Source organism: Streptomyces sp. NPDC002574 (genome assembly GCF_042889545.1).
In the GTDB taxonomy this organism is placed as follows: Bacteria; Actinomycetota; Actinomycetes; order Streptomycetales; family Streptomycetaceae; genus Actinacidiphila.
In genome coordinates this window covers 403,338-423,891 of the sequence record NZ_JBIARB010000004.1, presented here as the reverse complement: position 1 = coordinate 423,891, position 20,554 = coordinate 403,338, and the positions used below count along the sequence as shown (strand labels likewise).

Annotated in this window: 15 protein-coding genes; 9 read left to right on the top strand and 6 right to left on the bottom strand. The window is 73.9% G+C overall.

Features of this window, described 5'->3' with window-relative positions:
* Positions 1–43: 43 nt before the first annotated feature.
* From ACFYXS_RS11665 to ACFYXS_RS11655, 3 genes are all read left to right on the top strand, one after another.
* On the top strand, positions 44–901 hold the full coding sequence (locus ACFYXS_RS11665) for a response regulator transcription factor (protein ID WP_389246518.1): 858 nt from the start codon (positions 44–46) through the stop codon (positions 899–901).
* A gap of 447 nt (positions 902–1,348) precedes the next feature.
* Positions 1,349–4,150 carry an ATP-binding protein gene (locus ACFYXS_RS11660; RefSeq protein ID WP_389246516.1) on the top strand — a complete coding sequence of 934 codons (2,802 nt, stop codon included), beginning with the start codon at positions 1,349–1,351 and terminating at the stop codon, positions 4,148–4,150.
* A gap of 343 nt (positions 4,151–4,493) precedes the next feature.
* Positions 4,494–5,288, top strand: a complete 795-nt coding sequence (locus ACFYXS_RS11655) for a S1 family peptidase (RefSeq protein ID WP_389246514.1) — start codon at positions 4,494–4,496, stop codon at positions 5,286–5,288.
* A gap of 78 nt (positions 5,289–5,366) precedes the next feature.
* Here the strand turns inward: ACFYXS_RS11655 and ACFYXS_RS11650 are convergent, their stop codons facing one another.
* Positions 5,367–5,873, bottom strand: coding sequence for a MarR family winged helix-turn-helix transcriptional regulator (locus tag ACFYXS_RS11650; RefSeq protein WP_389246512.1), 507 nt, complete (start codon positions 5,871–5,873; stop codon positions 5,367–5,369).
* A 119-nt stretch (positions 5,874–5,992) separates the two neighbouring features.
* Here ACFYXS_RS11650 and ACFYXS_RS11645 point away from each other — a divergent pair, with 119 nt between their 5' ends.
* The gene (locus ACFYXS_RS11645; protein WP_389246510.1) at positions 5,993–6,553 is read left to right on the top strand and encodes an NADPH-dependent FMN reductase; all 561 of its coding nucleotides are present in this window, start codon (positions 5,993–5,995) and stop codon (positions 6,551–6,553) included.
* A gap of 146 nt (positions 6,554–6,699) precedes the next feature.
* Positions 6,700–9,432, top strand: coding sequence for a SpoIIE family protein phosphatase (locus ACFYXS_RS11640; protein ID WP_389246508.1), 2,733 nt, complete (start codon positions 6,700–6,702; stop codon positions 9,430–9,432).
* On the opposite strand, the gene ACFYXS_RS11635 is transcribed toward ACFYXS_RS11640, so the two are convergent.
* From ACFYXS_RS11635 to ACFYXS_RS11620, 4 genes are read right to left on the bottom strand one after another with little or no spacing between them, the layout of a single operon-like run.
* Positions 9,416–10,555 (bottom strand): XdhC family protein, encoded by a 1,140-nt coding sequence (locus ACFYXS_RS11635; protein ID WP_389246506.1) that lies wholly within the window; start codon positions 10,553–10,555, stop codon positions 9,416–9,418. The two genes, ACFYXS_RS11640 and ACFYXS_RS11635, sit on opposite strands and share 17 nt — an antisense overlap.
* Positions 10,556–10,578: 23 nt before the next feature.
* On the bottom strand, positions 10,579–12,960 hold the full coding sequence (gene pucD, locus ACFYXS_RS11630) for a xanthine dehydrogenase subunit D (RefSeq protein WP_389246504.1): 2,382 nt from the start codon (positions 12,958–12,960) through the stop codon (positions 10,579–10,581).
* A gap of 5 nt (positions 12,961–12,965) precedes the next feature.
* Positions 12,966–13,526: a (2Fe-2S)-binding protein gene (locus tag ACFYXS_RS11625; protein ID WP_389246502.1), complete on the bottom strand. Its 561-nt coding sequence runs from the start codon at positions 13,524–13,526 to the stop codon at positions 12,966–12,968.
* Positions 13,517–14,416, bottom strand: coding sequence for an FAD binding domain-containing protein (locus tag ACFYXS_RS11620; protein WP_389246499.1), 900 nt, complete (start codon positions 14,414–14,416; stop codon positions 13,517–13,519). The genes ACFYXS_RS11625 and ACFYXS_RS11620 overlap by 10 nt, the downstream gene beginning before the upstream one ends.
* A 266-nt stretch (positions 14,417–14,682) precedes the next feature.
* Between ACFYXS_RS11620 and ACFYXS_RS11615 the strand changes: the two genes are divergently transcribed.
* Positions 14,683–16,329 (top strand): PucR family transcriptional regulator, encoded by a 1,647-nt coding sequence (locus ACFYXS_RS11615; protein ID WP_389246497.1) that lies wholly within the window; start codon positions 14,683–14,685, stop codon positions 16,327–16,329.
* Positions 16,330–16,365: 36 nt separating this feature from the next.
* Here ACFYXS_RS11615 and ACFYXS_RS11610 read toward each other — a convergent pair whose 3' ends face one another.
* Positions 16,366–16,911: a TetR/AcrR family transcriptional regulator gene (locus tag ACFYXS_RS11610; protein ID WP_389246495.1), complete on the bottom strand. Its 546-nt coding sequence runs from the start codon at positions 16,909–16,911 to the stop codon at positions 16,366–16,368.
* Positions 16,912–17,106: 195 nt separating this feature from the next.
* Here ACFYXS_RS11610 and ACFYXS_RS11605 point away from each other — a divergent pair, with 195 nt between their 5' ends.
* The 3 genes from ACFYXS_RS11605 to ACFYXS_RS11595 all read left to right on the top strand — a co-directional run bounded on the left by ACFYXS_RS11605 (position 17,107) and on the right by ACFYXS_RS11595 (position 20,531).
* Positions 17,107–17,946: an oxidoreductase gene (locus ACFYXS_RS11605; RefSeq protein WP_389246493.1), complete on the top strand. Its 840-nt coding sequence runs from the start codon at positions 17,107–17,109 to the stop codon at positions 17,944–17,946.
* Between the two features lie 96 nt (positions 17,947–18,042).
* Entirely contained in the window at positions 18,043–19,494 is a 1,452-nt protein-coding gene (locus ACFYXS_RS11600) for an aldehyde dehydrogenase (protein WP_389246491.1), read from the top strand.
* A 266-nt stretch (positions 19,495–19,760) separates the two neighbouring features.
* Positions 19,761–20,531: a hypothetical protein gene (locus tag ACFYXS_RS11595; RefSeq protein ID WP_389246489.1), complete on the top strand. Its 771-nt coding sequence runs from the start codon at positions 19,761–19,763 to the stop codon at positions 20,529–20,531.
* The last annotated feature ends 23 nt before the right edge of the window (positions 20,532–20,554 follow it).

Sequence of the window (20,554 nt, the reverse complement as noted above, 5' to 3'; positions counted from 1 at the left end):
ACAGAGCTCTACCCCCGATCGGGGGTGAAGGAGCGGCGGGGAGATGCCGGGAAGCGGGACGGGCACGGGCGAGGCGGCGGAGCTGCGGGCGGCGCTGCTGCGGATGCGGCGTGCCAGCGGGCTGCCGGTGGCCTTCGGCGGGCTGCTCCCCGACCCCCGTGAACTGCGCATATCCGAGCTGTCCGGCACCGCCACCGCCTCGTTGCAGGGGCTCGCCGTCACCCTCGGCAACGGCCTCGGCGGTAAGACCATCGCGCTCGGCCGGCCGCTGGCGGTCACCGACTACGGCGCCTCCCGCGTGATCAGCCACGAGTACGACGCCGCCGTGGCCGCCGAGGGGCTGCGCTCGGTGCTCGCGGTGCCGGTGGTCGTACGCCGCCGGGTGCGGGGCGTCCTGTACGGCGCGCTGCGCCACCCGACCGCGCTCGGCGACCGGCCGGTCAGCGCCGCGGTCGAGGCGGCCCGTGAACTGGAGCACCGGCTCGTGGTGCGCGACGAGGCGGACCGCCTGCTGTCCACCTGCCGCCAGCCGACGGCCGGCGACCCGGCGGCGTGGGAGGAGGTCCGCGAGGCCCATGGGGAACTGCGCGCCCTCGCCCACCGCGTCGCCGATCCCCTGCTGCGGCAGGAACTGCTCGCCGCCTGCGGCCGGCTGGCCGCCGCGTCCTTCGCCTCGGCCGCCCCGCCCGATCCCGGCGCCCGGCCCGCGCCGCTGTCCGTCCGTGAGATCGACGTCCTCGCCTGTGTCGCCGGCGGCGCCACCAACGCCGCGGCGGCCGACCGGCTGGGGCTGCGCTCGGAGACCGTCAAGAGCTACCTGCGCTCCGCCATGCGCAAGCTCGGCGCGCACAGCCGCCTGGAGGCCGTGGTCGCGGCCCGCCGGGCGGGGCTGCTGCCGTAGCGGCCGCGTCATGGAGCGGTGGCAGGTCCGTGGCCGCCGCTGGAGGCGTGGCGGCGGCCACGGCATGGGCGGGGCTGACGCTCCGTCACCATTCCCACAGCGACGATCGGCCACCGGACGCCGCGAGGGCGCCGCGACACGTCGCTGTGCGTCAAGCCCGCCCGTATGGCTCAGCGCGCGGACCGCCGGAGGCCGGGGAGGGTCACTGGGGGAACCAGGGGAACCGGGGTTCACCACCGGGTATCGCGGGCACTGAAAGGACGTCAGGGCGGAGCGACTCCCGGCTTTTTCCTGACTTGGTCCCTCATCGCCGGATATAAATTCTGCGCCAGAGGGATATTCCGTATAGCGGACAATCAATAAACTCTGCCAGCCACATACCTGTCGGGTTTCAATGGCCCTTTGCTTAACATTGTCCCGAACACGACACTGAGGGGAGCGGCGACCGTGGAGCAGGTCTTCGACGTGCCGGCCAGACCCCGTCCCGACCAGGTGATTGGGCGAGGTGATGTGCTCGCGCGGGCCCGCGGGCATGTGACCGAGGGGGGCAGCCTCCTGCTGTACGGCCCGGCCGGAATCGGGAAGTCCACCGTCCTGCGGACCCTCGCGGCCGAATGCGCCGACGGGGCCACCGCCGTCCTGCGCTGTTCCGCGACGGAATCGGAGTCCCATCTCCCCTTCCTCGCCCTGGTCGACCTGCTCGGGCTGGTCGCCGACGAGGTGTCCGAGGGACTGCCGGCCCCGCAGCGCGCCGCGCTGGAGTCGGCGCTGACCGGACGCGGCGAGTCCTCGCTGCAACGGGACGGACTGGCCCTGCGGCTGGCCGTGCTGTCGGTGCTGCGCGCGCTCGCCGCGCGGGGACCGGTGCTGATCGTCGTGGACGACCTGCAGTGGATGGACCCTGCGAGCGCCGAACTGCTCGCGTTCGCGGCCCGCCGCGTGGCGGGACTGCCGGTGCGGGTGCTCGGCGCCGTGCGCACCGACGCCGATCCGCAGGACCAGCAGGAACGCTATCTGTGGGCGTTCCCGCAGGACGCCATGACGCTGCGCGTGACGCCGCTGTCCCGCCCCCAGGTCTCCGAACTCCTCGAAGCGCGCGGGCACACCGGGCTGCCGCGCGCGGTCGTCCGCGACATCCACGTCACCAGCGGCGGCAATCCGCTGTTCGCGCTGGAGCTGGGCCGCGCCCTGGCGGAGAGCCGGACGCCGCCGCAGCCCGGCGAGCCGCTGCCGGTGCCGACCTCACTGCGCGCGCTCGTGCTCAACCGGCTGGAGATGCTGTCCGCCGAGACCCGGCGCACCCTGCTCATCGCCAGCGCGGGGGCGCGCCCCACCCTGGCGACGCTGCGCAGCGCCGGGCGGGCCAACGCCGAGAGCGAGACCGGGGTCGCGGCCTCGCTCGGCCTGGTCGAGATGGACCACGACCACAGCGGGCTCATCCGCTTCGCCCACCCGCTGATTTCCGCGGCCCTGTACGCGGAGGCCACCCCGGAGGACCGGCGCAGCGCCCACGCGGCGCTGGCCGCGGCGGCCGGCGACCCGATCGAGCGCGCCCGGCACCTGGCGCTGGCGACGACCGGCAAGGACCGGCGGGTCGCGGCGAGCCTGGCCGAGGCCGCGGACGAGGCCCGGCTGCGCGGCGCACCCTCGATGGCCGCGCAATTGGGCCTGCTGGCCGCCCGGCACACCCCGGCCGGCGCGCTCCCGACCGCCGATCAGCGGCGACTGCGGGCCGCCGAGGACGCGCTGACCGCCGCCGAGCCCGAACTGGCCCGTGCCACCGCCCGCGAGGTGCTGGCGGTCGCGACCGAACCGGCCGACCGTGTGCGGGCGTGGATCGTGGTGATCGACTCCGTCGGCCAGGCCCTGTCCGAGGTCGACGACGTCTACCCGCAGGCCCTGGCGGACGCGGGCGACGACCCGCGGCTCCAGGCCCTGGTGCGCTACCAGGTCGCCTGGCGGGCCCTGGTGGACGGCCAGATCAACCAGGCCCGCGCCGAGGCCGCCCGGTCGGCGGCGCTCGCCGCCCAGGCCGGCGACCGGCGGACCGAACTGCTCGCGCTGTCCTTCAAGGCGCTCAACGAGACGACGATGGGCCACCCCGACGCCGCCGCCACCCTGGCGCTGGCCTCCGCGGAACCGCAGGACCCCGACGTCGCCATGAACCACAACGGCCCGGTCTACATCCGCTCCCGCTACCTGCTGATGAGCGATCAGCTCGACGAGGCACGCACCGCGCTGACCTGGCTGGTCGGCGAGGCGCGACAGCGCGGCGCGGTGGAGAGCGAGGTCTACTCCGTGCGCAGCCTGGCCGAGATCGAGCTGCGCTCCGGCCGCTGCGGAACGGCCCTCGAACTGGCCAGGGAGAGCCTGCGGCTGGCCGAGGACATCGGCATCGGCGAGGGCTTCGCGCTGCAGATCGCCGCCCTCACCGAGGCCGGGGGCGGCACGGTGGAGCGCGCCCTGTCGCTGGCCGGGGACGCGGTACGGCGGGCCGAGGCCGACAGCGACATGCCGTACATGACACGGGCGTTGTACGCGCTCGGGCACGCGCGGCTCGTCGGCGCGGACCCGCAGGGCGCGGTGGAGGCGCTGCGCCGGGTCCGGGAACTGGAACGCGAGATGGGTGTGACCGAGCCCGCGCGCGGCCGCTGGCAGGGCGACCTGGCCGAGGCGCTGGTGCTCACCGGCGCGCTCGGCGAGGCGCGTGACGTCATCGACGAGACCCGCGCACACGCCGTCCGGCTGAGGCGGCACAGCATCCTCGCCGTGCTGGAGCGCGCCGAGGGCATGCTGCTGGCGGCCCGCGGCAACCCCGAGAGCGCGGTGTCCGTCCTCACCGGCGCACGGCAGCGGCTCGCCGGGCTGGGCTACGGCCTGGAGGAGGCGCGGGCGGTCCTCGCCCTCGCCCAGGTCGAGGCCGAACGCCGCAACCGGGCCGCCGCCCACGCCGCACTGGACGAGGCGGACCGGCTCTTCCGCCGCGCGAAGGCCCTGCCGTGGCTCGAACAGGTCGGTCCCGCGGCGGAGTCGCCGTCGGCCGCTCCCCCGGAACTGGACGGACTGGCCACGATGGAGCGGCAGGTCGCCTCCCTGGTCCTGGAGGGCTCCACCAACCGGGAGATCGCCGCGACCCTGTTCATCAGCGTCAAGACCGTCGAGGCGACCCTCACCCGGGTCTACCGCAAGCTCGGCATCCGTTCCCGGGTCGACATCGTCCGTCTCGCCGCGGGCCGCCGCGCGGTCTGACCCGCGCGGCCCGGGCGCCGTCCGTCCCGCCATCCGTCCCGCCGGCCGTCCGCCAGCGGTCCGGGCGGCGGGATCCGGCCAGATCCGGTGTCTGTGCGTTACCGAGGGATTTCCCTACGCAACCGGGCGAGGGGCATCCCCCGTTGAGGGGCCACCGGGCGCGCCCTAACGTAAGTGCCGCACACAGCACCGCAGTTCAGCACCACGGGGCGCCGAGCGCGCTCTGTCTCTTCGTTCCACGGTCGTCGACGACGACGTCGGCTCAGGCCGTGCCGTTCGCGCGGGTTCCCCTGCCGCCCCACCGGCAGCCGCGCGTCCCCCCACCGGCAACCTGAGGAGCTTCATGTCCCGGCTCACCCGTGCGAGGAAGGCCGCCGCCGCGGTCACGGCGACCGCGGCGACCGCGGCAGGCCTGCTGTTCGCCGCTCCCGCCGCTCAGGCGGACGTCCATGCCGATGTCGTCGGCGGTACCACCACGACGACCGCGGCGTACCCCTTCATGATGCAGATCACCGACGCCTCGCAGAACCAGTTCTGCGGCGGCACGCTGGTCGCGCCCCGCAAGGTCGTCACCGCCGCCCACTGCATGGCCGGCGAGACCCCGAGCAGGGTGCGCGTGGTCGGCGGCCGCACCAACCTCAACGGCACGAACGGCACGGTCGCCCGAGTCAGCGGGATCTGGGTCCATCCCGGCTACACCGACGCCGCCGATGGCGACGACGTGGCCGTCCTGACGCTGTCGACGGCGATGCCCTACACCGCGGCCGCCTATGTGTCCCCCTCCGACACCGGCGTGTACGCGGCCGGCGCCACCGCCCGCGTCCTGGGCTGGGGCAGCACCCGGGAGAACGGCGCGAGTTCGAACCAACTGCGCACCGCGACCGTGCCGACGGTCTCCGACTCCGGCTGCCGCGGCGCGTACGGCTCCGGCTACCTCGCCTCCGACATGGTGTGCGCCGGCTACTCCGCCGGCGGCGTCGACACCTGCCAGGGCGACAGCGGCGGCCCGCTGCTCATCGGCGGCGTCCTCGCCGGCATCACCTCCTGGGGCGAAGGCTGCGCCAGGGCCGGCTTCCCGGGCGTCTACACCCGGCTGACGACCTTCTCGTCCCTGGTGACCGCCCAAATGAACTCCTGACCATCCGTCAGGGAGCGCCGGGGGCGCCGCGGGTAGGCCACGAGCCATCCGCGGCGCCCCTCTCCACCTCCGGTGACGTCAGCGCCGGCGCTCGGCCGTGTCGAGGGCCGCGAAGATGCGGTCGAAGGCGGGCTTGAGGGGCTCGATCCCACCGGGCTCCAGCGCGTCGAGGACGAGTGCGCGCACCGCCTCGACGTGCGCGGGCGCGGCGGCGACCAGCTTCCCGTAGCCCGCGGGCGTGAGGATCGCGATGGTGTACCGGCCGTCGTCCGGGTCGGTCTCGCGGCGGATGAAGCCCTGCTTCTCCAGGCGCTTGACCACATGCGACAGCCGCGACAGGGACGAGCTCGCCCGCTCGGCGAGCACGCTCATCCGCACCGTGTGGTGCTCCTGCTCGGAGAGCATCGCCAGGACGTGGTACTCCATCCAGTTCAGGTCGGCGTCACGCTCCAGTTCCCGCTCCAGCGCCGGCAGCAGCAGGGTCAGGACCCGGGACATCGACATCCACGCCGCCAGCTCGCCGCCGCGCAGCCAGCGCGGTTCCACCGCCTCCTGGCTCCGCGGCCCATTCGGGTTCTCCGTCACGGGGAACAGGCTAGCCGACGACGGGCTTGAAGCTTCAAGTTCGTCTGTTAGGGTGCGGGAGTGGCTTCACTTGAAGCTTCAATTCCAAATTCCCCATGTACAGATCAGGGATTCCCGACATGACCAGGATCGGCATCATCCTCGGCAGCACCCGTCCCGGACGGAACGGCGAGAAGGTGGCCCGTTGGGTCGTCGAGCAGTCGGCGGGCCACGGCAGCGGCGCCACCTTCGAGCTGGTGGACCTCGCGGACTACCCGCTCCCCCACCTCGACGAGCCCCTTCCGCCGGCCATGGGCCAGTACCAGAACGCCCACACCAAGGAGTGGGCCGAGAAGATCGCGAGCTTCGACGGCTTCATCTTCGTCACCCCGGAGTACAACCACTCCACCTCGGGCGTGCTCAAGAACGCGATCGACTACCTGCACGCCGAGTGGAACAACAAGGCCGTCGGCATCGTGTCCTACGGCTCCGTGGGCGGCGCCCGCGCCGCCGAGCACCTGCGCCTGATCGCCGGCGAGCTGAAGATGGCCGACGTGCGCACCCAGGTCGCGCTGTCGCTCTTCACCGACTTCGTGAACTTCTCGGAGTTCGCCCCCGGTGAGCACCAGGCCGCCAGCCTGTCGACCCTCATCGACGAGGTCGTCGCCTGGAGCTCCGCCCTGGCGCCGCTGCGCGGCTGAGCCCCCGGCTCACTCCGCCGGACGGTGCCCCGCGGCACCGTCCGGCGGCGGTCCGGCGGGCCCCGCGCACAGGCGGCCGGACAGCCGTGGAACGTACTCCGGCGTACCAGTCGCCTCATTGGTTCCGTGCGTGTAGACATAGCCCTATGGCGGGCCCCATCGACCAGCAGGCCTCGCGAAAACCGCCGGCCCGGGGCCCGCGCGTTCTGCTGGCCGGACGCAGTGTCGCCGGTCAGGTGTTCCTGCTGCAGGTCGTGGTCGTACTCCTGCTGGTCGCCGCCGCGGTGGTCGAACTGCTCGTCCAGGCGCAGCACGACAGCCGTCAGGAGGTGGGCCACCGCTCGGTGGCCGTGGCCACCGCCTTCGCCAGCGCCCCGGGGGTCGCCCAGGCACTGGCGTCGCCCGACCCGTCGGCGATCCTCCAGCCGCGCGCGGAGGAGGCCCGCAAACGCTCCGGTGTGGACTTCATCGTCGTCACCGACACCGAGGGAACCCGCTACACCCACCCCGTACCGAACCGCATCGGCGAGAAGTTCGTCGGCGACATCGGCCCCGCGCTGCACGGCGAGGTGGTGACCGAGACCATCACCGGCACTCTCGGGCCGCTCGTCCAGGCCAACGTGCCGGTGTTCGACGCGCAGGGCGAGGTCGTCGGCGTCGTGTCCGCGGGCATCACGATCGCCAAGGTCAGCGGCGTGGTCAACCAGATGCTGCCCATCCTGCTGGGAAGCGCGGCCGTGGCGATGGCGCTCGCCATGGGCGGCACCTGGCTGATCAGCAGACGGCTGCTGCGCCAGACCGGCGGCCTCGGGCCGCTGGAGATGACCCGCATGTACGAGCACCACGACGCGGTGCTGCACGCGGTCCGCGAGGGCGTCCTCATCTTCGACGGGGAAGGCCGGCTGCAGCTCGCCAACGACGAGGCGCGACGGCTGCTCCGGCTGCCCGCGGACTCCGAGGGCCGGGCCGTCGGCGACCTCGGCCTGGAGGAGCGGGCCCACGAGCTGCTGTCCTCGGGCCGGACCGTGACGGACGAGGTGCTGCCGGCCGGCGACCGCCTCCTGGTGCTGAACAACCGGCCCACCGACCGCAACGGCGGCCCGCCCGGCTCGGTGGCCACCCTGCGCGACGCCACCGAGCTGCGCGCGCTGTCCGGCCGCGCCGAGACGGCCAGGACCCGGCTGCGGCTGCTGTACGACGCGAGCGTGGCGATCGGCACCACGCTGGACGTCACCCGCACCGCGGAGGAGCTCGCGGAGATCGCCGTCCCCCGCTTCGCCGACTACGTCACCGTGGACCTGGCCGAACCGGTGCTGCACGGCGCGGAGCCGCTGCGGCCCGGCCCGGCGGTGACGATGCGCCGGGTGGCGGTGAACGGGGTCCGCCCGGACCCGCCGCTGGGCCCGGAGGGGCACCCGGTGGTGGTCGAGCCGTCGAGTCCGCAGGCCGCCGGGCTGGCCACCGGCCGCGCGGTCCTGGAACCGTGTCTCACGGACTCCCCGCGCTGGCAGCGGCAGGACCCGGAGCGCAACGCCAAGATCATCTCCTTCGGCATCCACTCCCTGATCTGCGCGCCGCTGAGCGCGCGCGGCGTGCTGCTCGGCATGGTCAACTTCTGGCGTTCCCAGGAGACCCTGCCCTTCGAGGAGGACGACCTGTCGCTGGCCGAGGAGCTGGCGGCACGCGCGGCGGTGTGCATCGACAACGCCCGCCGGTTCACCCGCGAGCACACGATGGCGGAGACCCTGCAGCGCAGTCTGCTGCCGCAGAAACTCCCCCGGCTGAACGCGATCGACGCGGCCTACCGCTACCTGCCCGCCCAGGCGGGCGTGAGCGGCGACTGGTTCGACGTACTGCCGCTGCCCGGGGCCCGAGTCGCCCTGGTGGTGGGGGACGTGGTGGGCCACGGCCTGCACGCGGCGGCCACGATGGGGCGGCTGCGCACGGCGGTGCACAACTTCACGTCCCTGGACCTGCCGCCGGACGAGCTGCTGAGCCACCTGGACGAACTGGTCGGCCGCATGGACCAGCCCGACGCGCTCCCCGAAGCGGACGCCGACGCCGGTGCCGGGCCCGGCGGCGGCGCCGTGGTCTCCGGCGCCACCTGCCTCTACGCGGTCTACGACCCGGTCTCCGGGGCGTGCACCCTGGCCCGCGCCGGGCACCTGCTGCCCGCCGTCGTGCGCCCCGACGGCGCGGTGGAATTCCTCGAACTGCCCCAGGCGCCGCCGCTGGGCCTCGGCGGGATGCCGTTCACGGCGGTGGAGCTGGTGCTGCCCGAGGACAGCACCCTGGTCCTGTACACCGACGGCCTCGTCGAGGACCGCGAGCGCGACGTCGACGAGGGCCTGGAGCAGCTGCGCGGGGTGCTGGCCGACCACCCGGGCCGGGACCCCGAGGCGATCTGCCGCGACGTGCTCGACGCGATGCTGCCCTCTGATCCCGAGGACGACATCGCGCTGCTCGTCGCCCGCACCCGGGTGCTGGACGGCAACCGGGTCGCGGAGTGGGACGTGCCCGGCGACCCGGCGGCGGTCTCCGGTGTCAGGGCGTCGGTGGCGCGGCAACTGGCGGCCTGGGGCCTGGAGGAGCTCTCGTTCACCACCGAGCTGCTGCTGAGCGAGCTGATCACCAACGCGATCCGCTACGGGGCGGAGCCCATCCACGTCCGGCTGATCCTGGACCGGGCCCTCATCTGCGAGGTCTCCGACGCCGGCAGCACCGCCCCGCACCTGCGCTACGCGGCCACCACGGACGAGGGCGGCCGGGGTCTCTTCCTCGTCGCCCGGTTCGCCGAGCGCTGGGGCACGCGGTACACCGCCCAGGGCAAGGTCATCTGGGCGGAGCAGGCACTCGCGCCGGTCACGCCGCCGGAGTGACGCGGACGGCCGGCACGGTCTCGTCGCGGTGGATGGGGGTGTGCGCGCCGGTGAGGGGCACGCCGGAGCCGCCGCGCCGGTGGGCGACGATCTCGGCGGCGATGGACAGCGCGGTCTCCTCCGGTGTGCGGGCGCCGAGGTCGAGCCCGATGGGGCTGTGCAGCCGGGCGAGTTCCCGTTCCCTCAGGCCCGTCGCGCGCAGCCGCTCCAGGCGCTGCTCATGGGTGCGGCGGGAGCCCATGGCGCCGACGTACCCGACCGGCAGGCGCAGGGCGCGCTCCAGCAGAGGTACGTCGAACTTGGCGTCGTGGGTGAGCACGCAGATCACGGTGCGGCCGTCGACCGGGGTCCGGTCGAGGTAGCGGTGCGGCCAGTCGACGACCACCTCGTCGGCGTCGGGGAAGCGGTGCGCGGTCGCGAAGACCGGGCGGGCGTCGCAGACCGTCACCGTGTACCCCAGGAACCTGCCGACCCGTACCAGGGCGGCGGCGAAGTCCACGGCGCCGAACACCAGCATGCGCGGCGGCGGGACGGCGGACTCGACCAGCAGGGTCACCGGTTCGCCGCAGCGGCTGCCGTCGGCACCGATGTGCGCGGTCGCGGTGCGTCCTGCCTCCAGCAGCGCGTGGGCCTCGGCTGCCGCCGTACGGTCCAGGCGCGGGTCGCCGAGGGTGCCCTCGTACGCTCCGCCGGGGCGCACGAGCAGCCCCCTGCCCAGCAGCGCGGCCGGGCCCCGCACGACCCTGGCCACCGCGGCGGTGTCGCCCGCGACGGCGGCCGCGAGCGCCGCGGCGTAGTGCGGCTCGGCGCCCGGGTCGATCCGCTGGACGAGGACGTCGATGACGCCGCCACAGGTCAGGCCGACGGCGAAGGCGTCGTCGTCGGCGTAGCCGAAGCGCTGGAGCACCGGCTCGCCGGACTCCAGCACCTCCTGGCACAACTCGTAGACGGCCCCTTCGACGCAGCCGCCGGACACACTGCCGACGGCGGTGCCCCCGGTGTCGACGGCCAGGGCCGCGCCGGGCTGCCGCGGGGCGCTCCCGCCGACCGCGACGACGGTCGCGACGGCGAACGGCCTGCCCTGACCGGCCCAGTGGTGCAGCTCGGCGGCGATGTCCATCATGGCGGGGGCTCCTTGACCCTGGATCACGTACCGGTGAGGTGCTCGGGCCGTACCGGTACGCGTGCGAGGGGCAGTCCGGTCGCCGCGCGGATGGCGGCGACGACCGCCGGGGTGGAGGACAGGGTGGGCGCCTCGCCGGCGCCGCGCAGCCCGTACGGGGCGTGGTGGTCGGCGAGTTCGAGCACGTCGACGGGGATGGGCGGCGTGTCGAGGATGGTGGGGATCAGGTAGTCCGTGAAGGACGGGTTCCGCACCTTGGCCCCGTCGGAGACGATGATCTCCTCCATGACGGCCAGGCCGAGGCCCTGGGTCGTGCCGCCCTGGATCTGGCCGACGACCGACAGCGGGTTGAGCGCCTTGCCGACGTCCTGGGCGCAGGCCAGTTCGACGACCTTCACCAGCCCCAGTTCGGTGTCGACCTCGACGACCGCGCGGTGCGCGGCGAAGGAGTACTGGACGTGGCCGGAGCCCTGCCCGGTGCGCGGGTCGAACGGCTCGGTCGGACGGTGCCGCCACTCCAGCTCGATGTCGACGGCCTCGTCGCCGAGGACCTCGGCCAGCGAGGCCAGCACCTCGCCTCCGTCGGTGACCACCTTGCCGCTCTCCAGCAGCAGTTCGGCGTTGTCCCAAGCCGGATGGTACGTGCCGAACGCGGCGCGGCCCCGCTCCAGGACGCGTTCGCGCACGGCCTCGCAGGCGTGCCGGATCGCGCCGCCGGTGACGTAGGTCTGCCGGGAGGCGGAGGTCGAACCGGCGGAGCCGACCCGGGTGTCGGCCGGGTCGATGGTGACCTGGGTGACGCCGAGCTCGGTGCGGGCGATCTGGGCGTGCACGGTGATCCCGCCCTGGCCGACCTCGGCCATCGCGGTGTGCACGGTCGCGACGGCCTCGCCGCCGATGACCTCCAGGCGGACCCGGGCGGTGGAGTAGTCGTCGAAGCCCTCGGAGAACCCGACGTTCTTGATGCCGACCGCGTAGCCGACGCCGCGCACGACGCCCTCGCCGTGCGTGGTGTTGGACAGCCCGCCCGGCAGGGCGCGCACGTCGACCGCGCCGCCCGTGCTCTCCCACTGCGCCTCCGGCGGCATCGGCATCGCCTTGACGCGGCGCAGGAGTTCGGCGACCGGCGCCGGGGAGTCCACGACCTGGCCGGTGGGCATGACCGCGCCCTGCGACATCGCGTTGAGCTGCCGGAACTCGACCGGGTCCATGTCGAGCGCGGCGGCCAGCTTGTCCATCTGCGCCTCGTAGGCGAAGCACGCCTGGACGGCGCCGAAGCCGCGCATGGCGCCGCAGGGGGGGTTGTTGGTGTAGAGCGCGATCGCCTCGATGTCGACGTTTTCGATCACGTACGGACCGGCGCCCAGCGACGCGGCGTTGCCGACGACGGCCGGGGAGGAGGAGGCGTAGGCGCCGCCGTCGAGCACGATCCGGCACTTCATGTGGGTGATCCGGCCGTCGCGGGTGGCGCCGTGCTCGTAGTGGAGCTTCGCCGGGTGCCGGTGGACGTGGCCGAAGAAGGACTCGAAGCGGTTGTAGACCATCTTCACGGGCTTGCCGGTGCGCAGCGCCAGCAGACAGGCGTGGATCTGCATCGACAGGTCCTCGCGCCCGCCGAAGGCACCGCCCACCCCGGAGAGCGTCATGCGCACCTTGTCCTCCGGCAGCCCGAGGACGGGGGCGATCTGGCGGAGGTCGGCGTGCAGCCACTGGGTGGCGATGTACAGGTCCACGCCGCCGTCCTCGGCCGGGACGGCGAGTCCCGACTCGGGGCCGAGGAAGGCCTGGTCCTGCATGCCGACCTCGTAGTCGCCGGTGACGACGACGTCGGCGCGCCGGGCCGCCTCCTCGGCGTTCCCGCGGACGATCGGCTGCCGGTGCACGATGTTGGGGTGCGGGACGTGCCCGACGTGGTGGTCGGTGCGGCCCTCGTGCAGGAGGGGCGCGTCCGGTGCGGTCGCCGTGGCCTCGTCCACCACGACGGGCAACTGCCGGTACTCGACGCGGATCTTCGCGGCGGCGCGGCGCGCGGTCTCCGGGTGGTCGGCGGCCACCAGGGCCACCGGCTCGCCGTGGTGGCGGACCCGGCCGTGGGCCAGGACGGGGGTGTCCCGGATCTCCAGCCCGTAGTGCCGCACCTCGGTCGGCAGGTCCTCGTGGGTGAGGACCGCGTACACGCCGGGCTGCGCGAGGGCCGCGGAGATGTCCATGGCGACGATCTCGGCGTGCGCGTGCGGGCTGCGGAGCGTGTGCCCCCACAGCATGTCCTCGTGCCACAGGTCCGAGGCGTAGGCGAACTCGCCGGTGGTCTTGAGCAGTCCGTCGGGGCGCAGCGTGGACTCGCCGATGCCGCCCTTGGTCGTGCTGCCCTGGGTGGTGGGCCTCGGGGTACGGGTCACGCCCATCGCGGTCAGCCCTCCGCCCCGGTACGGGCGGCCGCGAGGCGGACCGCGTCGAGGATCTTCTCGTAGCCGGTGCAACGGCACAGGTTGCCGGACAGGGCCTCACGGATGTCGGCGTCGGTGGGCCGGGCGTTGTGCTCCAGCAGTTCGTCGGCGGCGACCAGCAGGCCCGGGGTGCAGAAACCGCACTGCACGGCTCCGGCGTCGAGGAACGCCTGCTGGACGGGCGACAGCACGGTGTCCGGGTCGCCGGGGCGGGCCTGCCACTGTTGGGCGGTGTCCAGACCGGTGCCGCCGCCGGGGGCGCCCGACTCGCGCTCCTTGGCGTACTGCGCCAGGCCTTCGACGGTGACGACGTCCCGGTCCTGCGCCTGTCCGGCGGCGACGAGGCAGGCGCACACGGGGACACCGTCCAGGCGGACCGTGCACGAGCCGCACTCGCCCTGCTCGCAGGCGTTCTTGGAGCCGGGCAGGCCCATCCGCTCGCGCAGGACGTAGAGCAGGCTCTCGCCCTCCCAGACGTCGTCGGCCTCCTGCCGGCGGCCGTTGACGGTGAAGGTCACGCGCATCGGGGGCCCTCCTTCCCTCCGCGGGCACGGCCACGGTACTCGTCCCACGTCCAGCCGAGGGTGCGGCGGGCCATGACGGTCAGCGCGTGGCGCCGGTAGGCGGCGGTGCCGCGTACGTCGTCGATGGGGCTGGCGCAGGCGGCGACCAGCTCGGCGAACTGACCGGCCACGGCCGGGGGCACGATCCGGCCGTTGTCCCAGAACCCGCCCTCCTCCAGCGCCGCGTTCAAGAACTCCTCGGCGGTGCCGGCGCGGATCGGGGTGGGCGCCGCCGATCCGATGCCGGTGCGCACCGTGCGGGTGGTGGGGTGCAGGGCGAGGCCGAAGGCGCAGACCGCGATGACCATCGCGTTGCGGGTGCCGACCTTGGAGAACTGCTGGGGCCCGTCGGCGCTGTCGATGTGGACGGCGCGGATCAGCTCGTCCGGGGCGAGCGCGTTGCGCTTCACGCCGGTGTAGAACTCCTCGACCGGGATCATCCGGGTGCCGCGCACCGAGACGGCCTCGACCTCGGCGCCGGCGGCCAGCAGCGCCGGGTGCGAGTCGCCGGCCGGGGAGGCGGCGCCGAGGTTGCCCCCGACGCTCCCGCGGTTGCGGATCTGCGGGGAGCCGACGGTGTGGGCGGCCAGGGCCAGGCCCGGCAGCTGCGGCCGCAGGTGCTCCATGATGCGGGTGTACGGGACGGAGGCGCCCAGCCGCACGGTGCTCTCCCCCACCTCCCACTCCAGGAGCTCGGACACGCGGTTCAGGTCGAGCAGGACGTCGGGGCGCCGGTGGTCGAAGTTGATCTCGACCATCACGTCGGTACCACCCGCGATGGGCACGGCCGAGGGATGCTCCGCCTTCGCGGCGAGCGCCTCCTCCCAGGTCGCGGGACGCAGGAAGTCCATGCGGTGCTCTCTTCTCGTCGGGAATCGGGATGGCTCGTTCATGTCCTGTTCACGCGATGTGACTCAGTACACTTCCAGACACCCGTCCGGGTGCAGTCACCGAACACATGAAGCACTTGGCTGGTCGGTAGGCTTGTCTTGTAGATTCCTCCGAAAATCGCGGACCGGATACCTGTCGGCATCGTGGTGGCAACACCGACGCAATGCACCGGGCGCCACCCTGGTACCGCCCCGGACCCGGAGGCGGACGAGACAAGGCGACGACGATGCGGCTGCGCGCACTGCTGGACACCGATGCCCTCGGCCTGCGGCTGCTCGGCGGCGAGGAGGAGCTCGACCGCACCGTCCGCGGGGTGATGACCACCGACCTCAAGGACCCCAGCCGCTACCTCACCGGCGGCGAGCTCGTGCTGACCGGTCTGGCCTGGCGCCGCGAGCCCGCCGACTCGGAACGCTTCGTCCGCATCCTCACCGCGGCCGGGGTCGCGGGGCTCGCGGCCGGTGAGGCCGAACTCGGCTCCGTACCGGACGACCTGGTGCTGGCCTGCGCCCGGCACCGGCTGCCGCTGTTCGCGGTGGACGAGGACGTGTCGTTCGCCTCCATCACCGAGCACGTCGTACGGCAGGTCTCCACCGGGCGCGCGGGCGACCTGGCCGCCGTCGTCGAGCGGCACCGCCGGCTGATGGCCTCGGGGCCGGCGGGCGGGGGCCCGGACGCCGTCCTCGACCTGCTCGGCAGCGACCTGGACCTGCGCGCGTGGGTGCTGTCCACGACCGGGCGCCGCATCGCCGGGTCCGATCACCCGCTGCCCGCGCCGGTACGCGCCGAGCTGGCCGGCGAGCACCTCGCCGCGTCCCGGACGGGGCGGCCCGCGCCGCACCGCGCGTACGCGGCGGGCCGCCCCTACTCCCTCTTCCCGATCCGCAGCGGCGACCCGGCGGCCGACGTCCGGGCCACCCTGCTCTCCGACTGGTTCCTGGCCGTCGACGCCGACGCCGGCGAATGGCCCGCCGAGCGGCTCGACCTGCTGCAGGGCGTCACCCAGCTCATCTCCGTCGAACGCGAGCGCCGCGACGCCTCCCGGACCGTGCGGCGGCGGCTCGCCGCGGAGGTGATGGACCTGGTCCAGGCCGGCGCGCCCCCGGCCGAGATCGCCGCGCGGCTGCGGGTCGCCGCGCCCGTACTGGCGCCGGGGCTCGGCGCGGCACCCCACTGGCAGGTCGTCGTCGCGCGGGTCGACTGGACGGGCGGCGGGGTGCCGTCCGGGCCGGTGGCCCAGGCGCTGCTGGAGGAGGCCCTCGTCGATCCCACCGCGGTCGGCTCGGACCCCGCGGACCGCATCGCCGTGGCCCACGCGGGCGACGAGGCGCTGGCCCTCGTCCCGCTCTCCTCCGTCGACACCGAGGGCCCCGCGCCCGAACTCTCCGCGCAGCGGCTGCTCGGCATGCTCCGCGCCCCCCTCACCCGCGGCCTCGACGGCGACGGCCGCCTCACCATAGGCGTGAGCGCCGCCGTCCACTCCGCCGACGGGCTGCGCGGTGCCCTGGAGGAGGCCCGTCACGCCCGTCGGGTCGCCGCCGCCCGCCCCGGCCGCGTGTGCGCCGCGGGCCACGAGGAACTCGCCTCCCACGTCCTGCTGCTGCCGTTCGTCCCCGACGACGTCCGCCGCGCCTTCACCGCCCGACTGCTGGACCCGCTGCGGGCCTACGACCAGCGGCACCGCGCGGAGCTGATTCCCACCCTGGGGGCGTTCCTCGAGTGCGACGGCTCCTGGACGCGCTGCGCGAACCGGCTCCACCTGCACGTCAACACCCTGCGCTACCGCATCGGTCGCATCGAGCAGTTGACGGGTCGTGACCTGTCCCGGCTGGAGGACAAGGTCGACTTCTTCCTCGCCCTGCGGATGAGCTGACCCCGGGCCGGCCGGCCCCGCCCGGCCCGCGCGGCGTCAGGCCGCGCCGAGGCCGTTCAGGAGGGTCGCGGCGACGAGATCGGCGGCCTGCGGGGGGTCCACGGCGGGGAAGCGGTGGGCGACGGCGTCGACCAGTCCGTCGAGGACCGCCCGCGCCCACGCCGCGTCGGTGTCCGCCCGCAGGAACCCCTCGTCGACGGCGCGCCGGACGAAGGCGTCGAGCCGTGCGCTCTGCTCCTCGCGGCGGACGCGCGACCCGGGGTCCTTCTGCATCATGCGCCGGGTGTCGACGGGCCATTCGCGGCTGACGGGGACGATCCCCTCGACGTAGCGGTGGAGCGCGACCTGGACGGGTGCCTCGGTCAGGCGGGCTTCGTCCAGGACGCGTTCTGCGGAGTCGAGCTTGGCCTGGAAGACGGCGCCGAGCAGGGCCTCACGGTTCGCGAAGCGGCGGTGGACGGTCGTGCGGTCCACTCCCGCGGCCGCGGCGATGGCCGCCATCGAGGTGCCCGGGTCCTCGGCCAGGAGGCGGGCCCCGGCCTGGAGGACGGCGGTCAGGTTGCGGGCGGCGTCAGCTCTCATGATCCGGCGATTCTACCCTTCGGCATCACTTGACCCAGTAAAAGTGCGTCGTGAGATGCAACACCCCTTGATACTGCAACATCAATGTTGCGTTTTCTGGAAAACCCTCTACGTTGGAGTGGCTGCCGAGAGAAGGCGGCGCATGAGGCGGCCATCCGCCGAATCGACATGTCGATGGAACGAGAGGAACGCGCAATGTCACGGACGTGGCTGATCACCGGTGGTTCCCAGGGGCTGGGCAAGGCCCTGGCGGTGGCGGCGCTGGAGGCCGGCGACCAGGTCGTGGTGACCTCACGGACGCCGGAGGCACTGGCTCACCTGCGGGCCGAGTACCCGGAGCGCCTGGAGGCGGTGGCGCTGGACGTCACCTCCCCGTCGCAGTCCCGGGACGTGGTGGCGCTGGCGGTGGAGCGGTTCGGCGCGGTCGACGTACTGGTCAACAACGCCGGTTACGCCACCACCGGCTCGATCGAGGACTTCCCCGAGGACGAGTTCCGCGCGCAGGTCGAGGCCAACCTCTACGGCGTGGTCCACGTGACCCGGGCGGTGCTGCCGGTGATGCGTCGCCGGCGGTCCGGGCACGTGGTGCAGATCTCCTCCATCGGCGGACGCGTCGGTGGAACGCCCGGCCTCAGCGCCTACCAGACGGCCAAGTTCGCCGTGGAGGGCTTCTCCGAGGTCCTCGCCAACGAGGTGGCACCGTTCGGCGTCAAGGTCACCATCGTCGAGCCGGGCGGCATCCGCACCGGCTGGGCCGCCGGGGCGGCCGAGCCGTCCGGTCCGGTCACCCCCGACTACGAGCCGACGGTGGGCGCGTGGCTGGCCAGGTTCGCCGAGTACGCCGGCAACGAGCCCGGCGACCCGGACCGCATGGCCCGCGCCATCATCGCCGCGGTCGACGCCGAGGAACCCCCGCGCCGGCTGCTGCTCGGCGGCGACGCCCTGGGCATCGCCATCGCCTCGGAGGAGGTCCGCCTCGCCGAGGCGCACCGCTGGGCCGAGGTCAGCCGCTCCACGGACCACCCCACCGGCTGACGGCACACCCAGGACGCTTCCGGCAGCCCGCTCACCCCTGGCCGCCCCCTGCCAGGAACCTTTCCCCGCAGGCCCCGTACGAAGGAACACACAGACATGACCGTCCGCGACAAGCTCTACATCGGCGGCTCCTGGGTCGTCCCCAGCGACCCGGACCTGCTGCTCGACATCCTCTCCCCGCACGACCAGTCCCTGCTGGGCAGCGTGGCGCAGGCCGCGCCCGCCGATGTCGACGCGGCCGTCGCCGCGGCCCGGCGGGCCTTCGACCACGGCCCCTGGCCGCACACCACGCCCGGGGAACGGCAGGAGATCGTCCGGCGGTACGACGCCCTGCGCGCGGCGCGTGCCGACGAGGTCGCCGCGGCGATCTCCGCCGAGAACGGCTCGGCGGGCTGGTTCACCCGGGCCGGCCAGCCGTTCCTGACCCGCCAGGTGGAGGCCTGTCTCAAGGCGGCCGAGGAGTTCGGCTGGGAGGAGGTCGTCGAGCCGTCCGATCCGTCGGTGGCCTTCGACACCATCGTGCGGCGGGAGGCGATCGGTGTCGTCGCCGCCGTCATCCCGTGGAACTCGCCGTTCTCCGCCGCCACCGCCAAGCTGGTGCCGGCCCTGCTGGCCGGCAACACCGTCGTGCTCAAGGTCTCCCCGGAGAACTCGCTGAGCATGATGCTGCTGGCGGACCTGTGGCACGAGGCGGGGCTTCCCGAGGGCGTGCTCAGTGTCCTGCCCGCGGACCGCGCGACCAGCGAGCACCTCGTCTCGCACCCCGGCGTGGACAAGATCTCCTTCACCGGCTCGACGCGGGCCGGCCGGCGTATCGCCTCGATCGCCGGTGAGCACCTCAAGCGGATCGGCCTGGAACTGGGCGGCAAGTCGGCCGCGCTCGTCCTGGAGGACGCCGACCTGACGGCCGCGGTGCAGGGCCTGCGTTTCGGCGCGATGGCCAACAACGGCGAGGCCTGCATCCTGCAGACCCGCATCCTGGCCCCGCGCAGCCGCTACGAGGAGGTCGTCGCCGCGGTGAAGGAGATGGTGGAGTCGCTGAAGGTCGGCGACCCGTCCGCCCCCGACACGTTCATCGGCCCGATGATCCGCCGCGACCAGCAGCAGCGCGTCATCGACTACATCAACGCCGGCATCGAGGAGGGCGCCCGCCTGGTCACCGGTGGTCCGGGGGTCCCCGAGGGCCTGGAGAAGGGCCACTACGTCACCCCGACGGTGTTCGCCGACGTCGACAACTCCATGCGCATCGCCCAGGAGGAGATCTTCGGCCCGGTCCTGGCCGTGATCGCCTACGACGACGAGGACGACGCCGTCCGCATCGCCAACGACTCCGAGTACGGCCTGTCCGGCGGCGTCTGGTCGGCGGACCCGGAGCGGGCCCTGGCCGTCGCCCGCCGGCTGCGGACCGGCACGGTCACCCTGAACGGCTCGCCGATGAGCTTCGACGGCCCGTTCGGCGGCTACAAGGCGAGCGGCGTGGGCCGCGAGTACGGCAAGGTCGGGCTGACCGGCTACGTCGAGCACAAATCGATCACCCGAAACCGTTAGTCGGCCGCCCTCGCGGGACGGACCGGGGAACCCGCCCGTCCGGCCATGAACTCCGCTCCACCGCTGGTCAGTTGGGGACCGTGAGCTTTTCGGCCGCACTCGGCGGGCGATTCGGCCCGGTCCTCACCGGCCGCGGGGAGCGCGTGCGGCCGGACGCGCCGCGATCAAGCAGTGTCCGCCCTCTTGGCGCGGCACCCCGTGCCGTGCTGGACTTCGCCCAACGGGCTCGATGACGCGCTTCGGGAGGGCAAGTGGCGGACACCGCCATGTCGGACGCAGAGGTGGGACCGACGACCGAAGGCGGCGGTGCGCCACCGGACGTGGCACGGCTGCGCGGCCGGGGTTGCTGGACGGAGGCCGCGGCGCTGCTGGCGCCGTACGCGGCCGAACGGCCGGAGGTCGCCACGCGGCGGGCGGCGCTGCTGATCGAGCGGTGCATGTTCACCCTCGACGGCTGGGCGGAGGCCGAGGACGCGCTGCGCACGGCGGAGGCCCTGGCCCGTACGGACAACGAGCGCGGCGAGGCCTCCTGCGAACGGGGGAATCTGGCCTACCTGGTGACGCTCTTCGGGCCGCGGGACCGGGCCGACGAGGCGCGGGCGGCCCTGATGCGCAGTGCCGCGCTTCTGGAGCCCGGTGCGCCCGGACGGCCGCTGCTGGACTTCCGCCGGGGCCTGGTGGCCGAGATGCTGGGCGACGACGCGACGGCGGCCCGGGCCTCCTACCTGCGCGCGCACGCCGGGGCCGAGGCGCACGGCGACGCGCTGCTGACCTCCTTCACCTCCGGCCATCTGGCGGGACTCGCGGCCCGCGGCGGAGACGTCGCCGCGGCCCGGCAGGGTTACGCGGAGTCGTTGCGGCTGCGCGTCGAGACGGGGTACCTGATCGGGACGGCCCCGGCCCTCGTCGCCCTGGCGACCGTCGAGCCCGAGCCGGAGGCGGCCCGGCTGCGGGCCGAGGCCGCGCGGCTGTTCCGGCTGCTCGGCGGTGTGCCCGTGTGGCTCGCGGAGACCCTGGACGCCGAGGGGGCCGCATAGCGGCGGCGGCCCGGGTCGGACGC

Excerpts from the sequence above, each read along its gene's own strand:
- ACFYXS_RS11635 (WP_389246506.1), bottom strand. The coding sequence starts at position 10,555 with ATGATGGACATCGCCGCCGAGCTGCACCACTGGGCCGGTCAGGGCAGG.
- ACFYXS_RS11600 (WP_389246491.1), top strand. The coding sequence starts at position 18,043 with ATGACCGTCCGCGACAAGCTCTACATCGGCGGCTCCTGGGTCGTCCCC.
- ACFYXS_RS11605 (WP_389246493.1), top strand. The coding sequence starts at position 17,107 with ATGTCACGGACGTGGCTGATCACCGGTGGTTCCCAGGGGCTGGGCAAG.
- ACFYXS_RS11615 (WP_389246497.1), top strand. The coding sequence starts at position 14,683 with ATGCGGCTGCGCGCACTGCTGGACACCGATGCCCTCGGCCTGCGGCTG.
- ACFYXS_RS11620 (WP_389246499.1), bottom strand. The coding sequence starts at position 14,416 with ATGGACTTCCTGCGTCCCGCGACCTGGGAGGAGGCGCTCGCCGCGAAG.
- ACFYXS_RS11665 (WP_389246518.1), top strand. The coding sequence starts at position 44 with ATGCCGGGAAGCGGGACGGGCACGGGCGAGGCGGCGGAGCTGCGGGCG.
- ACFYXS_RS11610 (WP_389246495.1), bottom strand. The coding sequence starts at position 16,911 with ATGAGAGCTGACGCCGCCCGCAACCTGACCGCCGTCCTCCAGGCCGGG.
- ACFYXS_RS11625 (WP_389246502.1), bottom strand. The coding sequence starts at position 13,526 with ATGCGCGTGACCTTCACCGTCAACGGCCGCCGGCAGGAGGCCGACGAC.
- pucD (WP_389246504.1), bottom strand. The coding sequence starts at position 12,960 with ATGGGCGTGACCCGTACCCCGAGGCCCACCACCCAGGGCAGCACGACC.
- ACFYXS_RS11640 (WP_389246508.1), top strand. The coding sequence starts at position 6,700 with ATGGCGGGCCCCATCGACCAGCAGGCCTCGCGAAAACCGCCGGCCCGG.
- ACFYXS_RS11645 (WP_389246510.1), top strand. The coding sequence starts at position 5,993 with ATGACCAGGATCGGCATCATCCTCGGCAGCACCCGTCCCGGACGGAAC.
- ACFYXS_RS11655 (WP_389246514.1), top strand. The coding sequence starts at position 4,494 with ATGTCCCGGCTCACCCGTGCGAGGAAGGCCGCCGCCGCGGTCACGGCG.
- ACFYXS_RS11595 (WP_389246489.1), top strand. The coding sequence starts at position 19,761 with ATGTCGGACGCAGAGGTGGGACCGACGACCGAAGGCGGCGGTGCGCCA.